The following is an 18,919-nucleotide window of genomic DNA, read 5'->3' on the forward strand; positions in this document are numbered from 1 at the left end:
GCAATGTAGCGGTGACCTAAAACAAGGATGACTTAAAACAAGTAATTGACGCCCAATGAGAGAGCCATATTCTCTTCTTCCCCAACTTGCCTATGTTCAAGTTCTACCGCCATGTTTAATCCCTCGCTTTTGCCAAGCAGCCAGCCCAACCGAGTAAAAGTACCTACATCATGTGGTAAATAAAGCCACTCTGCGTAATGCTGAAAGGCGGTATTGTTGGTTTTGTACGTTGCATAGACCTTTTGCGGAACCCAAGTGTTAAACCGCCTGCTGGCGCTAAACATACCTTGTGACCCCGCTGGGTAGGTATAACTGTTGTCGTATAGATAAGTTTCGGTCGTAGATTGAATGCGGTACATACTATTTAGCTGCCACCGGGCTATTTTTTTGCTTTTGAATTGGATAGGGCTGTAGTGGGGAGCATTCATTTCCGCGAGCACGGGGGAAGCCGCCATAGACGCAGCCAAAGTAAGTGCCAGAAGAATACCAGTAACCACATTCATGGAAGAGCCCAAGTTGTTATCATGGCTTGTAAACAACCAGAAACTACAAGCGATAGTGTGTTCGTTATTTAAGCATAGCTGCAAAAAATAAAGGATGAAAATATTCTTTGCCGTTTTTTATTTGTTTCGTTGATTTTGCTAGCCAAATAAAAAACGCCGCTAGTTTATACCAACACTTTTATGCAAAGCGTTATATAAACTGAGCGGCGCATTTAAAAGCGTTATTTGGTTATCGAATTAAATCGATGCTTTTAACGCTTCTGCTTTATCTGTTGCTTCCCAAGGGAATTCATCACGACCAAAGTGACCGTACGCAGCCGTTGGGCGATAAATAGGGCGCTCGAGGTCTAGCATTTGAATAAGTCCATAAGGGCGTAGGTCGAAATGTTCACGGACCAGTGCTACTAACGTTTTCTCATCTACCACACCTGTACCGAAGGTATCGATGCTGATAGACGTTGGCTCTGCCACACCGATTGCATAAGACACTTGGATTTCACAGCGCTTAGCAAGTCCTGCTGCAACAATGTTCTTAGCAACGTAACGACCCGCGTATGCTGCACTGCGGTCTACTTTTGATGGATCTTTACCAGAGAACGCGCCACCACCGTGACGGGCCATACCACCGTAAGTATCAACAATGATTTTACGACCAGTTAAGCCACAGTCGCCCATTGGACCACCGATAACGAATCGTCCCGTTGGGTTAATGTGAAAGCGTGTATTTCCATCAATCCATTCACTAGGCAGCACTGGCTTAATAATTTCTTCCATTACCGCTTCGCGAACTGTTTCAGTGCTCACTGAATCACAGTGCTGGGTTGAAAGCACAACTGCGTCGATGCCAACAGGCTTGTCGTTTTCATATTTGAAAGTAATTTGGCTTTTAGCATCTGGGCGTAACCAGTCTAGCTTACCAGATTTACGCACTTCAGCTTGTTTTTGAACAAGGCGGTGAGAGTACGTGATTGGCGCAGGCATTAGTACGTCAGTTTCGTCGCTAGCGTAGCCAAACATTAGACCTTGGTCACCAGCACCTTGTTCTTCAAGGCTTGCGCGATCAACACCTTGATTGATGTCAGGTGACTGTTTGCCAATAGCATTTAATACCGCACATGAATCAGCGTCGAAGCCCATATCTGAGTGCGTGTAGCCAATTTCTTTAACTGTTTTTCGGGTAAGCTCTTCAATATCTACCCATGCAGAGGTAGTTACTTCACCACCCACTAAAACCATACCGGTTTTTACATACGTTTCGCAGGCCACCCGAGCGCGAGGATCTTGTTCTAAAATAGCGTCAAGAACCGCATCTGAGATCTGATCAGCAATTTTGTCCGGATGTCCTTCAGACACTGACTCGGATGTGAATAAATGCGTGGCCATAAATGCTCCGTAAGCGTTAAATTATCAAAATAGTCGTATATTGTACTAAAACAAGTTATAAATACCAGTCTTTACTTCTAGACGTCTAAAAGTCTCTTCGTTACGAATAGTTGACACAACCCGATCACTTGTAGGGTTATTCAGGTCGTAATTGTTTAAGTTAATGATGTATTTGTGAAACTAGGCGTCAGATATAACTGTTTTTGCTGTAATGGGAATACGTGATGGTCAGGGTATAGACCATTTTTTACTATGACTTTCACTATTGGCAATCAAAACCCATTGAACTGTAAGGTGGCATAGGTAAGAATAACGCCACATTCATTCGTATAAAGAAGTAGAGCGAACGCCTTACCTCTACGCTCGTCTAGCTTGCCTAGCCCGCTAAGATACGAAACAAAAGATACAAAATAAATCAGGAGACAACATGCCCTCTCGTCGTGAACTCGCCAATGCAATCCGTGCATTAAGCATGGATGCCGTTCAACAAGCTAAATCTGGTCACCCAGGTGCCCCAATGGGGATGGCTGATATCGCACAGGTACTATGGGGTGATTTCTTATCACACAACCCTGCAAACCCATCTTGGGCTAACCGCGATCGCTTTGTGCTTTCAAATGGTCACGGCTCGATGCTGTTGTACTCTCTTCTTCACCTATCAGGCTACGAACTGCCAATTGAAGAGTTAAAGAACTTCCGCCAATTGCATTCAAAAACGCCAGGTCACCCAGAGTACGGTTATGCGCCAGGTGTTGAAACGACCACTGGCCCACTAGGCCAAGGTATCAGTAATGCTGTGGGCATGGCGCTTGCCGAAAAAGTACTAGCGGCACAATTTAACAAAGATGGTCACACTATTGTTGACCACCACACCTACGCATTCCTAGGTGACGGCTGCTTGATGGAAGGTATCTCACACGAGACCTGTTCACTAGCCGGTACACTAGGTCTTGGTAAGCTTATCGCGTTTTGGGATGACAACGGCATTTCAATTGATGGCGAAGTGGAAGGTTGGTTCACCGACGATACACCAGCACGCTTCAAGAGCTATGGTTGGGAAGTGATCGATGGCGTTGACGGGCACGATGCAGAGCAAGTAAAAGCCGCTATTGAAAAGGCACAGGCGAATACTGCGCAACCTACGCTTATTTGTTGTAAAACCACCATTGGTTTCGGTTCACCTAATAAAGAAGGTACCGAGTCTTGTCACGGTGCACCACTAGGTGAGGACGAAATTGTCGCTACTCGCGAGAAGCTTGGCTGGAGCCATGGCGCGTTCGAAATTCCAGACGATATTTACGCTGGTTGGGATGCTAAAGAGAAAGGTTCAAACGCGGAAAGCGCGTGGAATGACGCTTTCGCTGCATACGAAGCCGCCTACCCAGAGCTTGCAGCAGAATTCAAACGCCGTGTAAATGGCGAGTTGCCAGCAGATTTCAGCGACAAAGCAGACGCTATCATCGCTGAACTTCAAGCTAACCCACAAAATATCGCGTCACGTAAAGCGTCACAAAATGCACTGAATGCGTTTGGTCCGCTACTTCCTGAACTATTAGGCGGCTCTGCTGACCTTGCAGGTTCTAACCTTACCATCTGGGAAGGTAGCAAAGGCGTTGAAGCAAACGATGCATCAGGTAACTACATTTATTACGGTGTACGTGAGTTTGGTATGTCGGCCATGATGAACGGTATTGCCCTTCACGGTGGCTTTAAGGCATACGGTGCAACCTTCCTAATGTTTATGGAATATGCACGCAACGCGGTACGTATGGCAGCGCTAATGAAGCAGCCTGCAATTTTTGTTTACACCCACGATTCAATTGGTCTAGGTGAAGACGGCCCAACTCACCAGCCGGTGGAGCAGGCGGTTGCGCTACGTGCAACGCCTAACCTTGATAACTGGCGCCCTTGTGATCAGGTTGAGTCTGCTGTGTCGTGGAAGTCTGCTATTGAGCGCACTGACGGCCCAACAACACTAATCTTCACACGTCAAGGCTTAGCGCAGCAAGAGCGAACGGCTCAACAAGTTGCTGATATCGCGAAAGGTGGTTACGTACTTAAAGACTGCGAAGGTACTCCAGAGCTTATTCTTATTGCTACCGGTTCTGAGGTTCAGCTAGCCGTTGAAGCCGCAGCGAAACTAACCGAGCAAGGTAAGGCCGTTCGCGTAGTGTCTATGCCATCAACTGACGTATTCGACCGTCAGTCTGCTGATTACCGTGAAAGTGTACTACCTTCTAGCGTTGTTAAACGCGTAGCGGTTGAAGCGCTGTCTAAAGATAGCTGGTACAAGTACGTTGGCTTTAATGGCGCTATCGTGGGCATGGACACCTTTGGTGAGTCTGCGCCTGCTGGCGACCTGTTTAAGCACTTCAACATTACCACTGACGCTGTAGTAGAGGCTGCACTGTCTCTGTAAGAGGTAATAGATAAGCCTATGGTAAATATTGCCATAAATGGGTTTGGTCGTATTGGTCGTAACGTGTTGCGCGCGCTGTATGAAAGTGGGCGCAACAACGAATTTAACGTGGTGGCCATTAACGACATTGCTAAACCCGAAGGCATAGCACATTTACTTAAATACGATACCGCCCACGGGCGGTTCCGTTTTGATGTGGCCTTAGAAAATAACACGCTAAATGTCGCAGGCGACGATATTACACTGCTCGCGATAAGCGATATTAAAGACCTACCCTGGAAAGACTTGGGCGTTGATATTGTGCTTGAGTGTACGGGCAAGTTTGATGACAGAGCATCGGGGCAAGCACATTTAGATGCCGGCGCTGGCAAAGTGCTTTTCTCGTCACCCGGGTCACCAGATTTAGACAATACGGTCATTTTCGGAACCAATGAAGACACGTTGACCAGTGAACAAAAATTAGTCTCCAACGGCTCTTGCACCACAAACTGCATTGTTCCTGTTATCCAAGCGCTAGACGCTGCGTTCGGTGTTGAAAGTGGTACGATCACAACCATTCACGCGTCTATGCACGACCAGCAAGTTATCGACGCCTATCACGAAGATTTACGCAGAACCCGTGCTGCAAGTCAGTCGATTATTCCCGTTGATACCCGACTTGCTGCCGGTATAGAGCGCATTCTGCCTAAGTTTGCGGGAAAATTCGAAGCCATTGCGGTTCGAGTGCCAACTATCAATGTTACTGCCATGGATTTAAGTGTAACGCTTCAATCTAAGGTAACGATTGAGCAAGTGAACCAAGCCCTTCGCAATGCAAAAGCGGGGCGTTTACAGGGTATTTTGGACTACACCGAAGAGCCTTTGGTGTCGGTAGATTTCAATCACGACCCTCACTCGTGTATTGTAGATGGCACACAAACAAGAGTCAGTCACAAACAACTGGTTAAAACACTGGTGTGGTGTGACAACGAATGGGGTTTTGCAAACCGTATGCTCGATACCGCAAAAGTGATGTTCGACGCAAAATAAAGCATTGATGCTGCCAAGGGTTGGTAGCACCAGCCCGCGCAGCTTTCACAGTTAATTTGAGCGTGTCTTACCTTCAAACACGCTCTACTGAATTTAAATTAACATAGGAAAGACGATGGCGATTCCAAGCATGAGCGATATGGCCCTAAAAGGTCAGCGCGTATTAATTAGACAAGATTTAAACGTGCCGGTAAAAGACGGCAAAGTAACTTCTGATGCGCGTATCAAAGCATCTATCCCTACGATTAAAGCAGCCCTAGACGCAGGTGCGGCAGTTATGGTGATGTCTCACCTTGGTCGTCCTACTGAAGGCGAGCCTGCAGACGAATTCTCTCTTCAACCTGTTGTTGATTATCTTAATGACGCCCTAGACGTACCGGTTAAGCTTGTAAAAGATTACCTAGATGGCGTGGAGCTTGCAGACGGCGAATTAGTTATCCTTGAAAACGTACGTTTTAATAACGGCGAAAAGAAGGACGACGAAACGTTAGCAAAACAGTACGCAGCACTTTGCGACATCTTTGTTATGGATGCGTTCGGTACTGCTCACCGCGCACAAGCGTCTACTCATGGCGTTGCTAAATTTGCACCAAAAGCCTGTGCTGGCCCATTACTTGCTGCAGAATTAGACGCACTTGGCAAAGCGCTAGACAACCCTAAGCGTCCAATGGTTGCTATTGTGGGTGGCTCTAAAGTGTCTACCAAGTTGACCGTGTTAAAAACATTGGCTGAAAAAGTTGACCAGCTGATTGTTGGTGGCGGTATTGCCAACACTTTCATTGCTGCTCAAGGCCATAATGTAGGTAAGTCACTAGTAGAGATGGACCTTACCGAGCAAGCCACGCAGCTTATGAATGAAGCGCAGGCGAATGGCGGTAATATTCCTGTACCTACAGATGTTGTCGTGGGCAAAGCGTTTGATGAGAATACCGAAGCGACGCTAAAAGTAGTCAGTGACGTTGCCGACGACGATATGATTTTTGATATTGGTCCAGACTCTTCAAAGGCGTTAGAGGACATTATCAAGAACGCGGGAACCATTGTATGGAATGGCCCTGTAGGCGTATTTGAATTTGAACAGTTCAGTGCTGGAACAAAAGCGCTGTCTGAAGCGATTGCGGCAAGCGACGCATTCTCAATCGCAGGTGGTGGTGATACACTAGCAGCAGTTGATAAATACGGGATTGCCGATAAGGTCTCTTATATTTCAACAGGTGGTGGCGCGTTCCTAGAATTCTTGGAAGGCAAAACACTACCAGCGGTAGCAGTACTAGAAGAAAAAAATAAATAAGCCTGGGCGCTGCATGTAAACGCAGCGTTTTAAAGCTCTAGATAGCTAAGGCCTAGTACAAACGTTACCCCATAAGTGTCACGCTCAGTAACAGCATTGTTGAGCGTGACCTTTTAATCGGAAACGATTACACCTGCGAAACAGTGAAGTACGCAGGCATAAATACCAACTTTATTACAGATGTGTTTACTTAAGGTGCTGGCATGCTGCGTCTGAGACAAACAGATCTTTAATAGAATTGGTATAACAATAAACCCTACACCTGTCTATTAAGGCAGTAATATACAAAAGGAGTGTTGCAATGGCATCACAAGCTCAGCAGGCAATGCTGGATAAACTGAAGACGCAAACCGGTTTTATTGCAGCGTTAGATCAAAGCGGCGGTAGTACCCCTAAAGCGTTGCGCTTATACGGCATCGAAGAGTCAGAGTATAGCTCAGACGAAGAGATGTTTAATCTTGTTCACGAAATGCGTACACGCATTATCACCAGCACCCCTTTTAGCGGCGAGCGCGTTCTTGGCGCAATCTTGTTTGAAAACACCCTTGATAGAGAAATTGAAGGCATGTCTTCTGCACATTTCTTATGGCAGAAGAAGCGCGTAATTCCGTTCCTAAAGGTAGATAAAGGATTAGCTGAAGAAAGCAACGGCGTGCAGGTAATGAAGCCAATGCCAGGTCTTGATGCACTGCTAGCTAAAGCGGTGGCGCAAGATGTATTTGGCACTAAAATGCGAAGTGTTGTTAAGCTTGCGAATCATCAAGGTATTAAAGACGTTGTTGCTCAGCAATTTGAAGTGGGTAAGCAAATTTTAGCCGCGTGCCTTGTTCCAATCATTGAGCCAGAAGTGGATATTCACAGTCCACAAAAAGCGGAAGCAGAAGCATTACTTAAGCTAGAGATTTTGACGCAGCTTAATCTGCTAAACGAAGGTCAGGAAGTCATGCTTAAGCTTACGCTTCCGACAGAGGCAAACTTTTATAAAGAGCTTGTTGATCACCCTCGTGTACTTAAAGTAGTGGCGCTATCTGGTGGCTATAGCCGCGAGGAAGCAAACGCGAAGCTGGCAGAAAACCAAGGTATGATCGCGAGTTTCTCTCGCGCACTGACAGAAGGCGTATCTGCACAGCAAACTCAAGAAGAGTTTGAAGCAACGCTTGATACTGCAATTGAAGGTATCTACCAAGCGTCTAAAGCTTGATCCTCTCCTTTTAAATTGATTGTAAAGAGCGCCTAATGGCGCTCTTTTTCGTTGTGCGGTTTTGTCACTTCCTATTCCATTTCGCTTTTGTCGATTCTGAAAACGTGCAATCGCTTATTGCCCGCGTTTACTAGCAAGAATGTTTCTTGTAAAAGCGTAATTGCCTGTGTAGCATAACGCCGCAATTTTCCTTATATAATTGAATTCCTGGAATAATCATCGGTGAATAATCATCAGTACATGAAGCAGTACACCATATACGCATTAATTGCGTTGTTGTTTACTTGCTTATCTGGACTTAAACAGGATTACAAGCCGATCACGTTCAAGCATCATTTTGATGCTTCTATCTCAGAATATTCCTTTGAATTTGATACTGAGGAAAGTGCACCGGAAGAGCCCGTCCCGCCACAAAATGTTGTGCTGGATTATCTTACGGACTCCTTCACGGATACCGCAAAACCACGTCCGCGTGGGCTTTTCAAAACATTCCTTAACTACGCAACGCCGTTAACCCGAGCGCCGCCTATTGCTTAGTTTTTTAGGTTTAGCGGTTATTGGCTACCTAAAAAACTCGTTAATTCGATATTCCTAACAACGCGCCAGCGCTTTGCTGGATGTTTTTGCGTGCTTAATTATCAGCGGTGAACCTATTTGCTGAAAGCGCGCTAGTGGCATGCTGTCTTTTTATAAGGCATGTCACGATTAGCCTTTTTATTACGAATTTACATTATGAGCAAAAAAGCACTTCTTGCAGTAAGCATTGTTACCGCACTATTAGGTGGGTGTGGCCATGAGGAACATGCTGCGCATCACGAAAAACTTCAATTCAACGTTACTCATCCCATCGTACAAGACACAACGCTGGTAAAAGAGTACGTCAGTCAGATACGTGCCATTCAACATATTGAAGTTAGAGCTATGGAAAAAGGCTATCTTCAATCGACCTTTGTTGATGAGGGACAAACGGTAGAACGTGGTCAGCCCATGTTCAAAATAATGCCGAACGTATATGAAGCTGAACTACACCGCGCTGAAGCCGAGGCTAAAGCGGTCGAGATGGAGTTCAAAAATACAAAGTCGCTTGTTGAACAAAACATTGTTTCTCCCAACGAACTTGCCGTCATAGAAGCACAGCTTCAAAAAGCTCAGGCTGAAGTTGAACTGGCAAAGACTCACTTAGCATTCACAGATATCAAAGCGCCGTTCACAGGCAAAATGGACCGACTGGAAGCTCGAACGGGAAGTTTGCTTGATGAGGGTGAACTGCTCACCACATTGTCTGATATCAGCACAATGTGGGTGTATTTCAATGTGCCTGAATCAGAGTATTTAAAGTACGCGCAGAACAGCGCATCAAATGATCAAACGTCAGTGCGATTAAAGCTTGCCGATGGCAGTATTTACGCGCATCAAGGCGTGATAGATGCCATTGAAGCTGATTTTGATAATCATACCGGTACCATTGAAATGCGTGCGTCTTTCCCTAACCCAGACCAACTGCTAAGACATGGGCAGACCGGTAATGTCATGGTGGATATTGCCTATCCGGATGCTTTAGTTATTCCTCAGAAAGCCACATTCGAAATTCTCGATCAAAGCTTTGTGTATGTGCTGGATAGCGAGAACAAGTTAGCAACCCGCCACATTAACATCGCTGCAGAACTCCCTAACATCTATCTGGTTTCAGACGGACTAGCGCCGGACGACACTATTTTGATTGAAGGACTGCGAAGAGTTTCGAACGGCGATGAGATAGAGCCTGAACTTATTTCAGCCAGCGACACATTAGCTGAACTGTCATTGCACGCAGAATAAGGGGGCGCTATGTTTGGAGTTTTTATTAAACGTCCAGTGATGGCCATCATGCTATCGCTGATGATTATATTTTTGGGCGTGTTGTCGGTGTTTAGCCTACCCACGTCACAGTTTCCAGATATTGCTCCGCCGCGAGTGCTTATTTCTCTGGCATATCCCGGTTCGAGCGCTGATGTATTGGTGAAGTCATCGCTGGTTACCATTGAGCGTTCAATCAACGGTGTGCCGGGCATGAAGTACATCGTGTCTGATGCGACCAGCGCGGGTGAAGCCACCATTCAAGTTATCTTCGATTTAGATGTAGATCCGAATCAGGCGCTCATTAATGTGAAAACGCGGCTTGACCAGATCATGAACCGGCTGCCCCAGCTCGTGCAGTTAGAAGGGGTGGTACTAGAGCGGGTTCAGCCTAGCATGTTGATGTACATAAACGTTTATAGCACCGACGAAACGGCTGATGAAAAGTTTCTGTACAACTATTCCAATATCAACCTTATCCCAGAGATACAGCGAGTAAACGGTATTGCCAGTGCAAAAATATTGGGAAGCCGTCAGTACGCCATGCGAATTTGGTTAAAGCCCGATCGCATGCGTGCCTACAATGTTTCTGTTGATGAGATCATGGAGTCGATAGACGAGCAAAGCTTGATTGGACGCCCTGGGCGACTTGGCAGAAGCTCAGGCATTACTGCTCAGTCCAAAGAATACGTGCTTATTTACGAAGGACGTTACGACGAGCCTGAAGAATATAAAAATATCATTATTCGCGCCGATTCCGACGGTCGCTTGCTCAAATTAGGTGATATTGCCGATGTTGAGTTAAGTAGTGAATTTTTCGATATTTATTCGAACAAAGACGGATATCCTTCCGCTGCCATAGTACTTAAGCAGAACTACGGAAGCAGTGCCAACGAGGTTATTTCTCAGGTGAAAGGCACTATGGCTGAACTAGAAAAAACGTTTCCAGAAGGCATGAAGTACGAAATCAACTACGATGTTTCCAAGTTTCTAGATGCCTCTATTGAACAAGTGCTGCATACCTTGTTTGAAGCCTTTATTTTGGTTTCCTTGGTGGTGTTCATCTTTCTGGGTGACTGGCGCTCCACATTGATCCCGCTTCTAGCTGTGCCAGTTTCACTGGTGGGAACATTTTTCTGCATGCAGGCCACAGGGGTGAACATAAATCTTATTACTCTGTTCGCTCTCGTATTAGCGATAGGGATTGTAGTGGATAACGCTATTGTTATCGTGGAGGCCGTTCACGCAAAAATGGAAGAGAGCGCCAGCCTAACCCCTTATATGGCGACCCAACATGTACTGGGCGAAATGGGGGGAGCTATTATAGCGATTACACTGGTGATGACGGCGGTTTTTGTGCCCCTTATTTTTATGACGGGCCCGGTAGGTGTCTTCTATCGCCAGTTCTCTATTACCATGTCATCGTCAATTATCATCTCGTGTATTGTGGCGCTTTCATTAACCCCAGTGCTGTGTGCAATGTTGCTTAAAAACCCTCATTCACACACAAGAAAGGCAACGCCATTAAGCAAGTTTATTGATGGATTTAACCATTATTTCAATAAGTTAACCGGTCGTTATACAGGCATTATCAAAGCTATCGTTACACGCCGCAGTGTTACTGTAGTGCTGCTTGCAGGCTTTGTGGTAAGTACCTTTGGCATTAATCAGGCATTACCTACAGGCTTTATTCCCGGTGAAGACCAGGGGCAAATCTATGCCATTATTCAAACACCGCCAGGCAGTACCCTTGAAGCGACGAATACAGTAGCGCGAGAGCTGCAAAGCTTGGCGCTGGACGTTGAAGGCGTCTCCTCGGTGTCTTCGCTTGCTGGCTATGAAATTCTCACGGAAGGACGAGGTTCAAATGCTGGTACCTGCTTGATTAACCTTGAAGATTGGGCTAATCGCGAACAGTCGGTACGTGACATTATTGAAGAACTAGAAGCCAAAACACACCACTTAGGTGCAGTGATTGAGTATTTCGAACCGCCTGTTGTGCCGGGTTATGGCGCGTCGTCGGGGTTATCATTTCGTTTACTCGATAAAACCAACACAACCGACTATCAAGAGTTCGACCAAATCAACAAAGCCTTCATGGAAGAGCTCGGTAAACGTGATGAGCTAAAAGGTTTATTCACGTTTTACGCGGCCGATTATCCTCAATACAAAATTGAGATAGATAACCAAGCTGCAATGCAGAAAGGGGTATCTATTGGCGCGGCCATGGAGAATTTGAATATTCTTATCGGTAGTACTTACGAGCAAGGTTTCACGCGTTTTAATAACTTCTTCAAGGTGTACACGCAAAGTGCACCGGAATATCGCCGTTATCCCAGTGACTTAATGGATTACTACGTGAAAAACGAAGAGGGTGAAATGGTGCCTTACTCGGCCTTTATGAAGCTGATTAAAACCCAAGGCCCTAATGAAATTACGCGCTACAACCTTTATACCTCGGCAGCTATTCGGGCAGAGCCGGCAGCAGGGTATACCTCGGCGCAAGCGATAAAAGCAGTTGAAGAAGTAGCGGCTGCAACCTTGCCAAAAGGATACGACATTGGTTGGGAAGGCCTGTCATTTGACGAGGCTAAACGAGGTAATGAAGCCATTGTTATCTTTGCCGTAGTATTGTTGTTTGTATATATCGTACTGGCATCACAGTACGAGAGTCTGCTTCTACCTTTTGCGGTTATTCTTTCACTACCTACCGGTATTCTCGGCTCATTCCTGTTTCTAAAAGGTATGGGGCTGGCCAACGATGTTTATGCGCAGCTCGGCTTAGTTATGCTGGTTGGTTTACTCGGTAAAAATGCCGTGCTTATTGTGGAATACGCAGTGCAAAAAAATCAGCAGGGCTTATCGATTGCTGACGCAGCTGTTGAAGCGGCCAAACAGCGCTTCCGTCCAATCTTAATGACATCTTTCTCGTTTGTAGCAGGGCTAATTCCGCTTGTTATTGCAACGGGGGCAGGCGCAGTGGGAAATAGAACTATTGGTGCTTCTGCCTTAGGCGGTACTTTGTTCGGCACTGTTTTTGGTGTGCTGGTTATTCCTGGGCTTTACTACTTGTTCGCCAAACTTGAAGAAGGTAAGTCATTAATCAAAAACGAAGATCATGTCCCTCTTACTGAAACTTACCACTATAACGATGAGGTGCTAAGCGATGATAAATAAAAAGCGATTTACTTATAAGCCGCTGTGGTTAGCGCTTAGTAGTGCGTTGTTAGTACAGGCATGTGCCATCCCTACCATTGAAACGCGAAACCCTAATCTAGATTTGCCAGAGCAGTTTAACGCGAAAGTTTCGCAAGTGGATACTCAGGCTGGTCAAGGGATTAACCAGAGTACACAAGCAAATATTCAATGGAGTGAGTGGTTTAACGACCCTACGCTTTCTGCGCTGGTGGATACGGCGGTTAAGAACAACCAAGAGGTGTCTATATTAATTCAACGCATTAATATGGCGTCGAATGAAGTGTATGCACGGGAAGGGGAATATTTGCCTCGACTCTCTGCGGGGGTAGCCGCTGAAACCGAAAAGGTAGGCGAATATACCCGGGAAGGCGCAGTAGAAGAACAGTTAAATATCAAGGAGGATAAAGAATTTCCCGACCCGCTGGCAAACTTAAAGCTAGGCCTTAATGCGTCGTGGGAAATTGACGTTTGGCATAAGCTGAGAGATGCGTCTAAAGTGGCCTCGCTTGAATACTTGGCATCGGTTGAAAGTAAGAACTTTTTCGTTACCCAGTTAGTATCTGAAGTTGCGCGTACTTACTATGAACTGCTGGCGCTAGATAACAAGCTAGAGAATCTTGACTCAACCATTTCGCTACAGCGTAATGTTATTCACACTATTAATGCGTTGAAAGAATACGGGCGGGCGTCATCGCTACCTGTTGCGCGCTTTAACGCGGAAGTGAAGAAAAACGAGAGCGAGCGTTACTTGATTGAGCAGGAAATCCTAGAGAAAGAGAACACGCTCAATCTGTTATTAGGACGCACTCCACAGCCCATTCAAAGGGACAGTAACGTGTTGCTCAGCGCCGAGCTAAAAAGCCCGCAGGTGGGTGTACCCTCTGCGCTATTAGACAATCGCCCTGATATAAAACAAGCTGCACTCACGCTCCAAGCAGCAGAGTTAAATATCGATGTGGCTAAAGCCAACTTCTACCCTTCTTTTGAGCTAAAAGCAGGGGTAGGTTTATCGGCGTTTGATAGTCGCTACTTGTTTAATGTGCCTGAGTCATTGGCATATTCTTTATCTGGTGATGTTTTTGCGCCATTAATAAACCGCAGGGCGATTGAGGCGGTTTATCAAAATGCCAGCGCCGAACAAATTGAAGCGGCTTACGAATATGAACTGACCGTTTTAACGGCGGTAGCTGAAGTAACAAACAGTTTATCGAAGCTTGATAATTTGGAGAAAAGTGCTGAAGCACGGCGTCATCAAATTGCTTCACTCGAACAGTCGATTGATATTGCCAATAGGCTTTTTTCGTCAGCTCATGGTGAATATTTAGAGGTGCTGCTTGCGCAACGAGAAGCACTGGAAGCGCGTAGCGAGTTTATAGAAACTCGTCAGCAGCAAATGGCCGCACTGGTCGATTTGTATCAGGCACTCGGAGGCGGATGGCAGTCTTAAAATAAAAAGGAGAGCGCTCGCTCTCCTTTTTTCGCCTTTATCAAAAGCTGGCTGCGAATTTCAGACTCAACGTGTGACAAAAGCAGAACGCATGCGGTGTTAAATGTTAACGCGTAAAGTTAAAGCGGGCAAAAAAGCGCTCAGCTTCGTCACTATCAAAATCATAGCCATTATTCGTCATCGCTTCCAAAGCATCTTCTACCGTTTCGTAAAAGCCATAAGCAACTTCGGCAGCGTCGTAGCACTGAGAAATCTGATGCTTAGTTGTCAGCATAATGTCGGTATCTAATATCACCACGGCAAGAAACGACAGGCCGCGGGTTTTTCTTACCCGAGTTTGTTTTACAAAAATATCAAAGGTGGAAGGGGGCATCAGGCTTTCACCGTAAAGACAGCTTACTTGTGCCCATTTAGTGCCCTTTTCGAATTTTGAAATGTCAGAAGACATCTTAACTACGCCATTTCTCATGGTTTCGTCATTCCACGGTCCGCGCGCTGAGAAGAGCAGCAACTGACCGCTTACGCTACATTCAAACTCGCCGTGTGGATTATTCATGGGCATTACCTTTAAGCCTTATATAGAAGTTAGCACTTTACCGCTATCACGCAACTAACCATTCGGCTAAAGCCAACGCCCCTGTGTACTGCGCTTAATCGCCTAGCGATGTCGCTCAACGTTTAATCTTTATTGGCTGAATATATTCAGTAATATGGAGACGATAAATGCATCACTACAACGTGATCACCCCATAAAAAAGAACGGATAAGAACAAATAGATTAAGGTGAGATATGTCTTTTATGAGAAATCACAGGTACCCGTCAGTCAAAAAACGGTTTGCTATATGGGCTGCACTATTTAGCGTAGGCACGCTAGCTATGCCATCCACAGCGCTTGCAAGCAATGAGAGAGAATCTCTTACTACCGACTCTGAACGCTATTTTAAATCGGAAGATATTTTTAATTTGGAATACGTGAGCGAAGTTCAGGTGTCGCCAAACGGTAAATATGTTGCGTATGTGCGCCGTTCAAACGACATTATGTCGGATAGCAGTCGAGCGAACGTCTGGCTAGCGTCGGTTGATGGAAAGTCACACCGCCCCTTACTGTCGTCGAAAAAGAGTTACTATTCTATTCGCTGGTCACCAGACGGTAGCCGATTGGCTTACCTTTCTAATGAAGAAGGTAAACCGCAATTGTATGTGCGCTGGATGGATACAGGGCAAACGGCACTCGTAACAAATGTCACCTCAAACCCAAGTAACATCACTTGGTCGCCAGATGGTAAGCACATTGCTTTCACTATGAGCGTTGATGCCAAGGAAAAGCCGCTAGACATTAAAATGCCTAAAAAGCCTGACGGTGCAAAGTGGTCTCCTAGCTTTCAATATATTACCAAAGCGCGCTATCAAGCCGACGGCCGAGGCATTCTTGAACCTGCTTACACCCATATTTTTATTGTTCCTGCTGACGGAGGCACAGCACGACAGCTTACTTCAGGGAACTATCACCACAATGGGCGCTTAAGTTTCTCTCCTGATAGCGACAAAATCTATTTCTCTGCCAACCGCAGTGACAATTGGGAGTATGAGCCTGTTGAGGGGGACATCTTTTCTGTGGATATGATGGGTAATATCGCACAGCTTACCAACGACAAAGGCCTTGAATCATCGCCTGTCGTATCGCCTGACGGAAAGCACATTGCTTACGCACGCCGCGATGACGAAAAAGTGATGTACAAAAATAGCTATTTGTATGTGATGAAGAGCGATGGTACAGATGCTCAAAATTTAACAAAAGACATTGATAATTCAGTGTCTAACTTTCACTGGAAAGATAATAAGCACGTTTATTTTCAGCAGTCGGTTCGCGGTTTAGCGCAGGTAGATGTGGTATCGCTATCGGGCAGAGTTAAAGCCGTAGCTAATGGGCTGGGCGGTACTACGTTAGGACGGCCTTATGTGTTTGGCACCTATCACGCTGTTGATGATGTAGTGGCGTATACCAAAGGACGTACCGATCGCCCCGCTGATTTATATGTCACTACGCGAAACGAGCGACAGCTTACTGCACTAAACGAAGACGTTCTAGGTCATAAGCAACTTGGCGAAGTAAAAGAAATTGTCTATCCGTCTTCTATTGATGGCGAAGAAATCCAGGGGTGGTACATTCTGCCGCCAAACTATGACAGCTCGAAAACGTATCCGCTTATCTTGGAAATTCACGGCGGACCTAATCTCGCTTATGGCCCTGTCTTCACGGCTGAGCTGCAGCGCATGGCTGCAGAGGGCTACGTGGTGTTTTATGATAATCACAGAGGTAGTACAGGTTATGGAGAACGCTTTGCATTGCTACTTCAAGGGAAATACAGTTCGGAATATGACTTCTCAGACCATATGTCGGGTGTTGATGCGCTTATTGAAAAAGGTATCGCTGACCCAGAACGACTGTTTATTACTGGTGGTTCAGCAGGCGGCATTGCATCAGCCTATGCTATTGGCCTTACTAACCGATTTAAAGCAGCCGTAGTCGCTAAACCCGTTATCAACTGGTTATCGAAAGTGCTGACTGCCGATTCAGGTCTATATCAAATCCCTTTCCAATTTCCGGGTAAGCCTTGGGATAACGTAGAGCACTACTGGAAGCGCTCACCGCTATCGCTAGTAGGCAATGTAACGACACCCACTATGCTGATCACGGGAGTGGAGGACAAACGCACGCCAATGTCTGAGACCGAGCAGTTCTATCAAGCGTTAAAGATTCAAAAGGTTGATAGCGTGCTGGTAAAAGTACCTGGATCGCCGCACGGGATTGCTTCTAAGCCATCTAGAATGATTGGTAAAGTTGAAAATATCTTGGCGTGGTTTAAAAAATACGACAGCGTGCAGTCACAAAGTACGCAAGTTGAAGCTCAATAATTAGTGTGCTGAGACTAAGTGGGGCTAATGCGCCGACTCAATCGGTTCAAGGCCCCATTTTTTTAGTATTCGAGTATATTCGCCATTCGCTTTTAAAATCGAAAGCGCGATTGTGAGTGGCGCTGTTTGTCTATTCCACCGCGGGATGTAATTGCTCGATATCAGGAACAACTGTGAGTTTTAAATCAAGCGCTTTCCAGTAGTGGCTTTCTCGTAGCAGGTCAGCTGAGATAATAGGTTTTTCATCTAACCAGCCATCGGGGAAGGTAATGGTCAGTTCGTTCTTTTCTACATTAACAACGAGGTCAGGTACAAAACCCTCTTGGCGTTTAATATTAAGCAGTACACCCAAACGCAGTAACGCGATTAAATGCTTAACCGACTGCTCATCGAAAAGATTAAATGCGGGCAATTCATTGGTTCGAATTTTCTTTCTATGGAATCGCACGAGCGTAGCTAGCAGTAATTGTTGTTCCTGCGTAAACCCAGGCATGTCCACATTACCAAGAATATAGGCGCTGTGTTTTTGTATGCCTCGAGAGTTAATTTGCATGCCGACTTCGTGAAGTAAAGCTGCCCAGCCGAGCATGCTTTTAAAGTCACGCCCTTTAAGTTTCCACGCTTTTTCAACATCGTTGAAAAGTGAAAGGGTTGTATTGAGCACCATAGTGGCTTGGGACGTATCTACATCGTAGCGGGTTGCCAAACTACTCGCGGTTCTGCCGCGAATATCAGCGTGATGAAGCTCATCTTCCATCTGATAAAGTACGCCTTCGCGCAAGGCGGCAGGCGAGTACACCAAGCCTTCAATCTCTAGGGCTTTGAAAACGGCGATAAGAATAGCGAGGCCGCCAGCAATAACCACACGACGATCTTCACTTAAATCTGGGTAGCTTAATTTGTCTATATGCCCTGCGCTTATGAATTGCTTCATTAAATTGCGCAAACTTTTAAGTGTCACCGGAATATCGTGGCCATTAGGTCTGTCTTGCTGACAAAGGGTGAACAGCGAACGAATGGTACCCGACGTACCGATACACTGGACCCAGCCCAGTCTGCGATATTTATTGTCTATTAACTCAAGCTCTTGCTGTGCAGCCGTGATAGCGCGATCAAAGGCTTTTGGCTTTAGCTCACCGTCAGGGAAAAACCGTTTGGTATAGCTTACGCAGCCCATTTGAAGGCTGCGGCAAAGTAAAGGCGTAAAACCTTCGCCAATAACGAACTCAGTAGAGCCACCGCCTATATCAATAACCAGCTGTTGGCCGTCGGAGTGGTTAGTATGTGCAACGCCTGAATAAATAAGTCGCGCTTCTTCTACACCAGAAATGACTTCGATAGGGTAGGGAAGGATATCTTTTGCTGCGCTGATAAAATCGCGGGCGTTACGCGCCCTGCGCAACGTGTGGGTGGCGACAATTCTCACGGAGTCGGGCTCAAAACCTTTCAGGCTCTCTGCTACTACTTTTAGCATAGCAAGCCCACGCTCCATCGCTTCATTAGACAAGATATCGTCGTCGTTGAGACCTTCGGCCAAGCGTACTTTTTGTTTAACTCTATGCAGAATCTGCACAGACCCAGCAACAATGCGTGCTACTACTAAGTGAAAACTATTTGAGCCAATGTCTAGTGCTGCGACTTTATTGACTTCGCGGGTTTCCACGTCATTAAAAACTGATTCGTGCTGGGTCATGT

Annotated in this window: 13 protein-coding genes; 9 read left to right on the top strand and 4 right to left on the bottom strand. The window is 45.9% G+C overall.

Translation table 11 applies throughout. The annotated features are described in order from the left end of the window. Positions 1-32: 32 nt before the first annotated feature. Together QME20_RS11805 and metK are read right to left on the bottom strand one after the other, a co-directional pair. Complete coding sequence (locus tag QME20_RS11805) at positions 33-503, bottom strand: hypothetical protein (protein ID WP_014975740.1); 471 nt, start codon at positions 501-503, stop codon at positions 33-35. A 237-nt stretch (positions 504-740) separates the two neighbouring features. Further along, positions 741-1,886 (bottom strand): methionine adenosyltransferase, encoded by a 1,146-nt coding sequence (gene metK / locus QME20_RS11810; RefSeq protein ID WP_014948382.1) that lies wholly within the window; start codon positions 1,884-1,886, stop codon positions 741-743. 427 nt (positions 1,887-2,313) lie between these two features. Between metK and tkt the strand changes: the two genes are divergently transcribed. From tkt to QME20_RS11850, 8 genes are all read left to right on the top strand, one after another. Beyond that, entirely contained in the window at positions 2,314-4,305 is a 1,992-nt protein-coding gene (tkt, locus tag QME20_RS11815; protein ID WP_281715975.1) for a transketolase, read from the top strand. A gap of 18 nt (positions 4,306-4,323) precedes the next feature. Further along, positions 4,324-5,334: an erythrose-4-phosphate dehydrogenase gene (gene epd / locus QME20_RS11820; protein ID WP_014948384.1), complete on the top strand. Its 1,011-nt coding sequence runs from the start codon at positions 4,324-4,326 to the stop codon at positions 5,332-5,334. Positions 5,335-5,449: 115 nt separating this feature from the next. Next, positions 5,450-6,625 carry a phosphoglycerate kinase gene (locus QME20_RS11825; RefSeq protein WP_014975742.1) on the top strand — a complete coding sequence of 392 codons (1,176 nt, stop codon included), beginning with the start codon at positions 5,450-5,452 and terminating at the stop codon, positions 6,623-6,625. A 301-nt stretch (positions 6,626-6,926) separates the two neighbouring features. Next, on the top strand, positions 6,927-7,826 hold the full coding sequence (locus QME20_RS11830; RefSeq protein WP_281715976.1) for a fructose bisphosphate aldolase: 900 nt from the start codon (positions 6,927-6,929) through the stop codon (positions 7,824-7,826). A gap of 222 nt (positions 7,827-8,048) precedes the next feature. Further along, positions 8,049-8,363: a hypothetical protein gene (locus QME20_RS11835; RefSeq protein ID WP_231506410.1), complete on the top strand. Its 315-nt coding sequence runs from the start codon at positions 8,049-8,051 to the stop codon at positions 8,361-8,363. A 195-nt stretch (positions 8,364-8,558) separates the two neighbouring features. Then, positions 8,559-9,644: an efflux RND transporter periplasmic adaptor subunit gene (locus QME20_RS11840; RefSeq protein ID WP_281715977.1), complete on the top strand. Its 1,086-nt coding sequence runs from the start codon at positions 8,559-8,561 to the stop codon at positions 9,642-9,644. Between the two features lie 9 nt (positions 9,645-9,653). Beyond that, positions 9,654-12,839 carry an efflux RND transporter permease subunit gene (locus tag QME20_RS11845; RefSeq protein ID WP_281715978.1) on the top strand — a complete coding sequence of 1,062 codons (3,186 nt, stop codon included), beginning with the start codon at positions 9,654-9,656 and terminating at the stop codon, positions 12,837-12,839. After that, entirely contained in the window at positions 12,829-14,307 is a 1,479-nt protein-coding gene (locus QME20_RS11850; protein ID WP_049586197.1) for an efflux transporter outer membrane subunit, read from the top strand. The genes QME20_RS11845 and QME20_RS11850 overlap by 11 nt, the downstream gene beginning before the upstream one ends. A gap of 106 nt (positions 14,308-14,413) precedes the next feature. On the opposite strand, the gene QME20_RS11855 is transcribed toward QME20_RS11850, so the two are convergent. Beyond that, positions 14,414-14,863, bottom strand: coding sequence for a hypothetical protein (locus tag QME20_RS11855; RefSeq protein WP_049586200.1), 450 nt, complete (start codon positions 14,861-14,863; stop codon positions 14,414-14,416). A 234-nt stretch (positions 14,864-15,097) separates the two neighbouring features. On the opposite strand from QME20_RS11855, the gene QME20_RS11860 reads away from it, so the two are divergent. Further along, a complete protein-coding gene (locus QME20_RS11860) occupies positions 15,098-17,224 on the top strand; it encodes a S9 family peptidase (RefSeq protein ID WP_281715979.1) in 2,127 nt (708 codons plus the stop codon). Between the two features lie 130 nt (positions 17,225-17,354). Here the strand turns inward: QME20_RS11860 and ppx are convergent, their stop codons facing one another. Then, complete coding sequence (ppx, locus tag QME20_RS11865) at positions 17,355-18,917, bottom strand: exopolyphosphatase (protein WP_049586202.1); 1,563 nt, start codon at positions 18,915-18,917, stop codon at positions 17,355-17,357. Positions 18,918-18,919 lie beyond the last annotated feature (2 nt).

Source organism: Alteromonas sp. CyTr2, from assembly GCF_947311905.1.
In the GTDB taxonomy this organism is placed as follows: Bacteria; Pseudomonadota; Gammaproteobacteria; order Enterobacterales; family Alteromonadaceae; genus Alteromonas; species Alteromonas macleodii.

Coding starts and splice junctions, on each gene's coding strand:
- QME20_RS11860 (WP_281715979.1), top strand. CDS start 15,098: ATGTCTTTTATGAGAAATCACAGGTACCCGTCAGTCAAAAAACGGTTT.
- QME20_RS11805 (WP_014975740.1), bottom strand. CDS start 503: ATGAATGTGGTTACTGGTATTCTTCTGGCACTTACTTTGGCTGCGTCT.
- metK (WP_014948382.1), bottom strand. CDS start 1,886: ATGGCCACGCATTTATTCACATCCGAGTCAGTGTCTGAAGGACATCCG.
- QME20_RS11855 (WP_049586200.1), bottom strand. CDS start 14,863: ATGAATAATCCACACGGCGAGTTTGAATGTAGCGTAAGCGGTCAGTTG.
- ppx (WP_049586202.1), bottom strand. CDS start 18,917: ATGACCCAGCACGAATCAGTTTTTAATGACGTGGAAACCCGCGAAGTC.
- QME20_RS11830 (WP_281715976.1), top strand. CDS start 6,927: ATGGCATCACAAGCTCAGCAGGCAATGCTGGATAAACTGAAGACGCAA.
- QME20_RS11850 (WP_049586197.1), top strand. CDS start 12,829: ATGATAAATAAAAAGCGATTTACTTATAAGCCGCTGTGGTTAGCGCTT.
- QME20_RS11840 (WP_281715977.1), top strand. CDS start 8,559: ATGAGCAAAAAAGCACTTCTTGCAGTAAGCATTGTTACCGCACTATTA.
- QME20_RS11845 (WP_281715978.1), top strand. CDS start 9,654: ATGTTTGGAGTTTTTATTAAACGTCCAGTGATGGCCATCATGCTATCG.
- tkt (WP_281715975.1), top strand. CDS start 2,314: ATGCCCTCTCGTCGTGAACTCGCCAATGCAATCCGTGCATTAAGCATG.
- QME20_RS11825 (WP_014975742.1), top strand. CDS start 5,450: ATGGCGATTCCAAGCATGAGCGATATGGCCCTAAAAGGTCAGCGCGTA.
- epd (WP_014948384.1), top strand. CDS start 4,324: ATGGTAAATATTGCCATAAATGGGTTTGGTCGTATTGGTCGTAACGTG.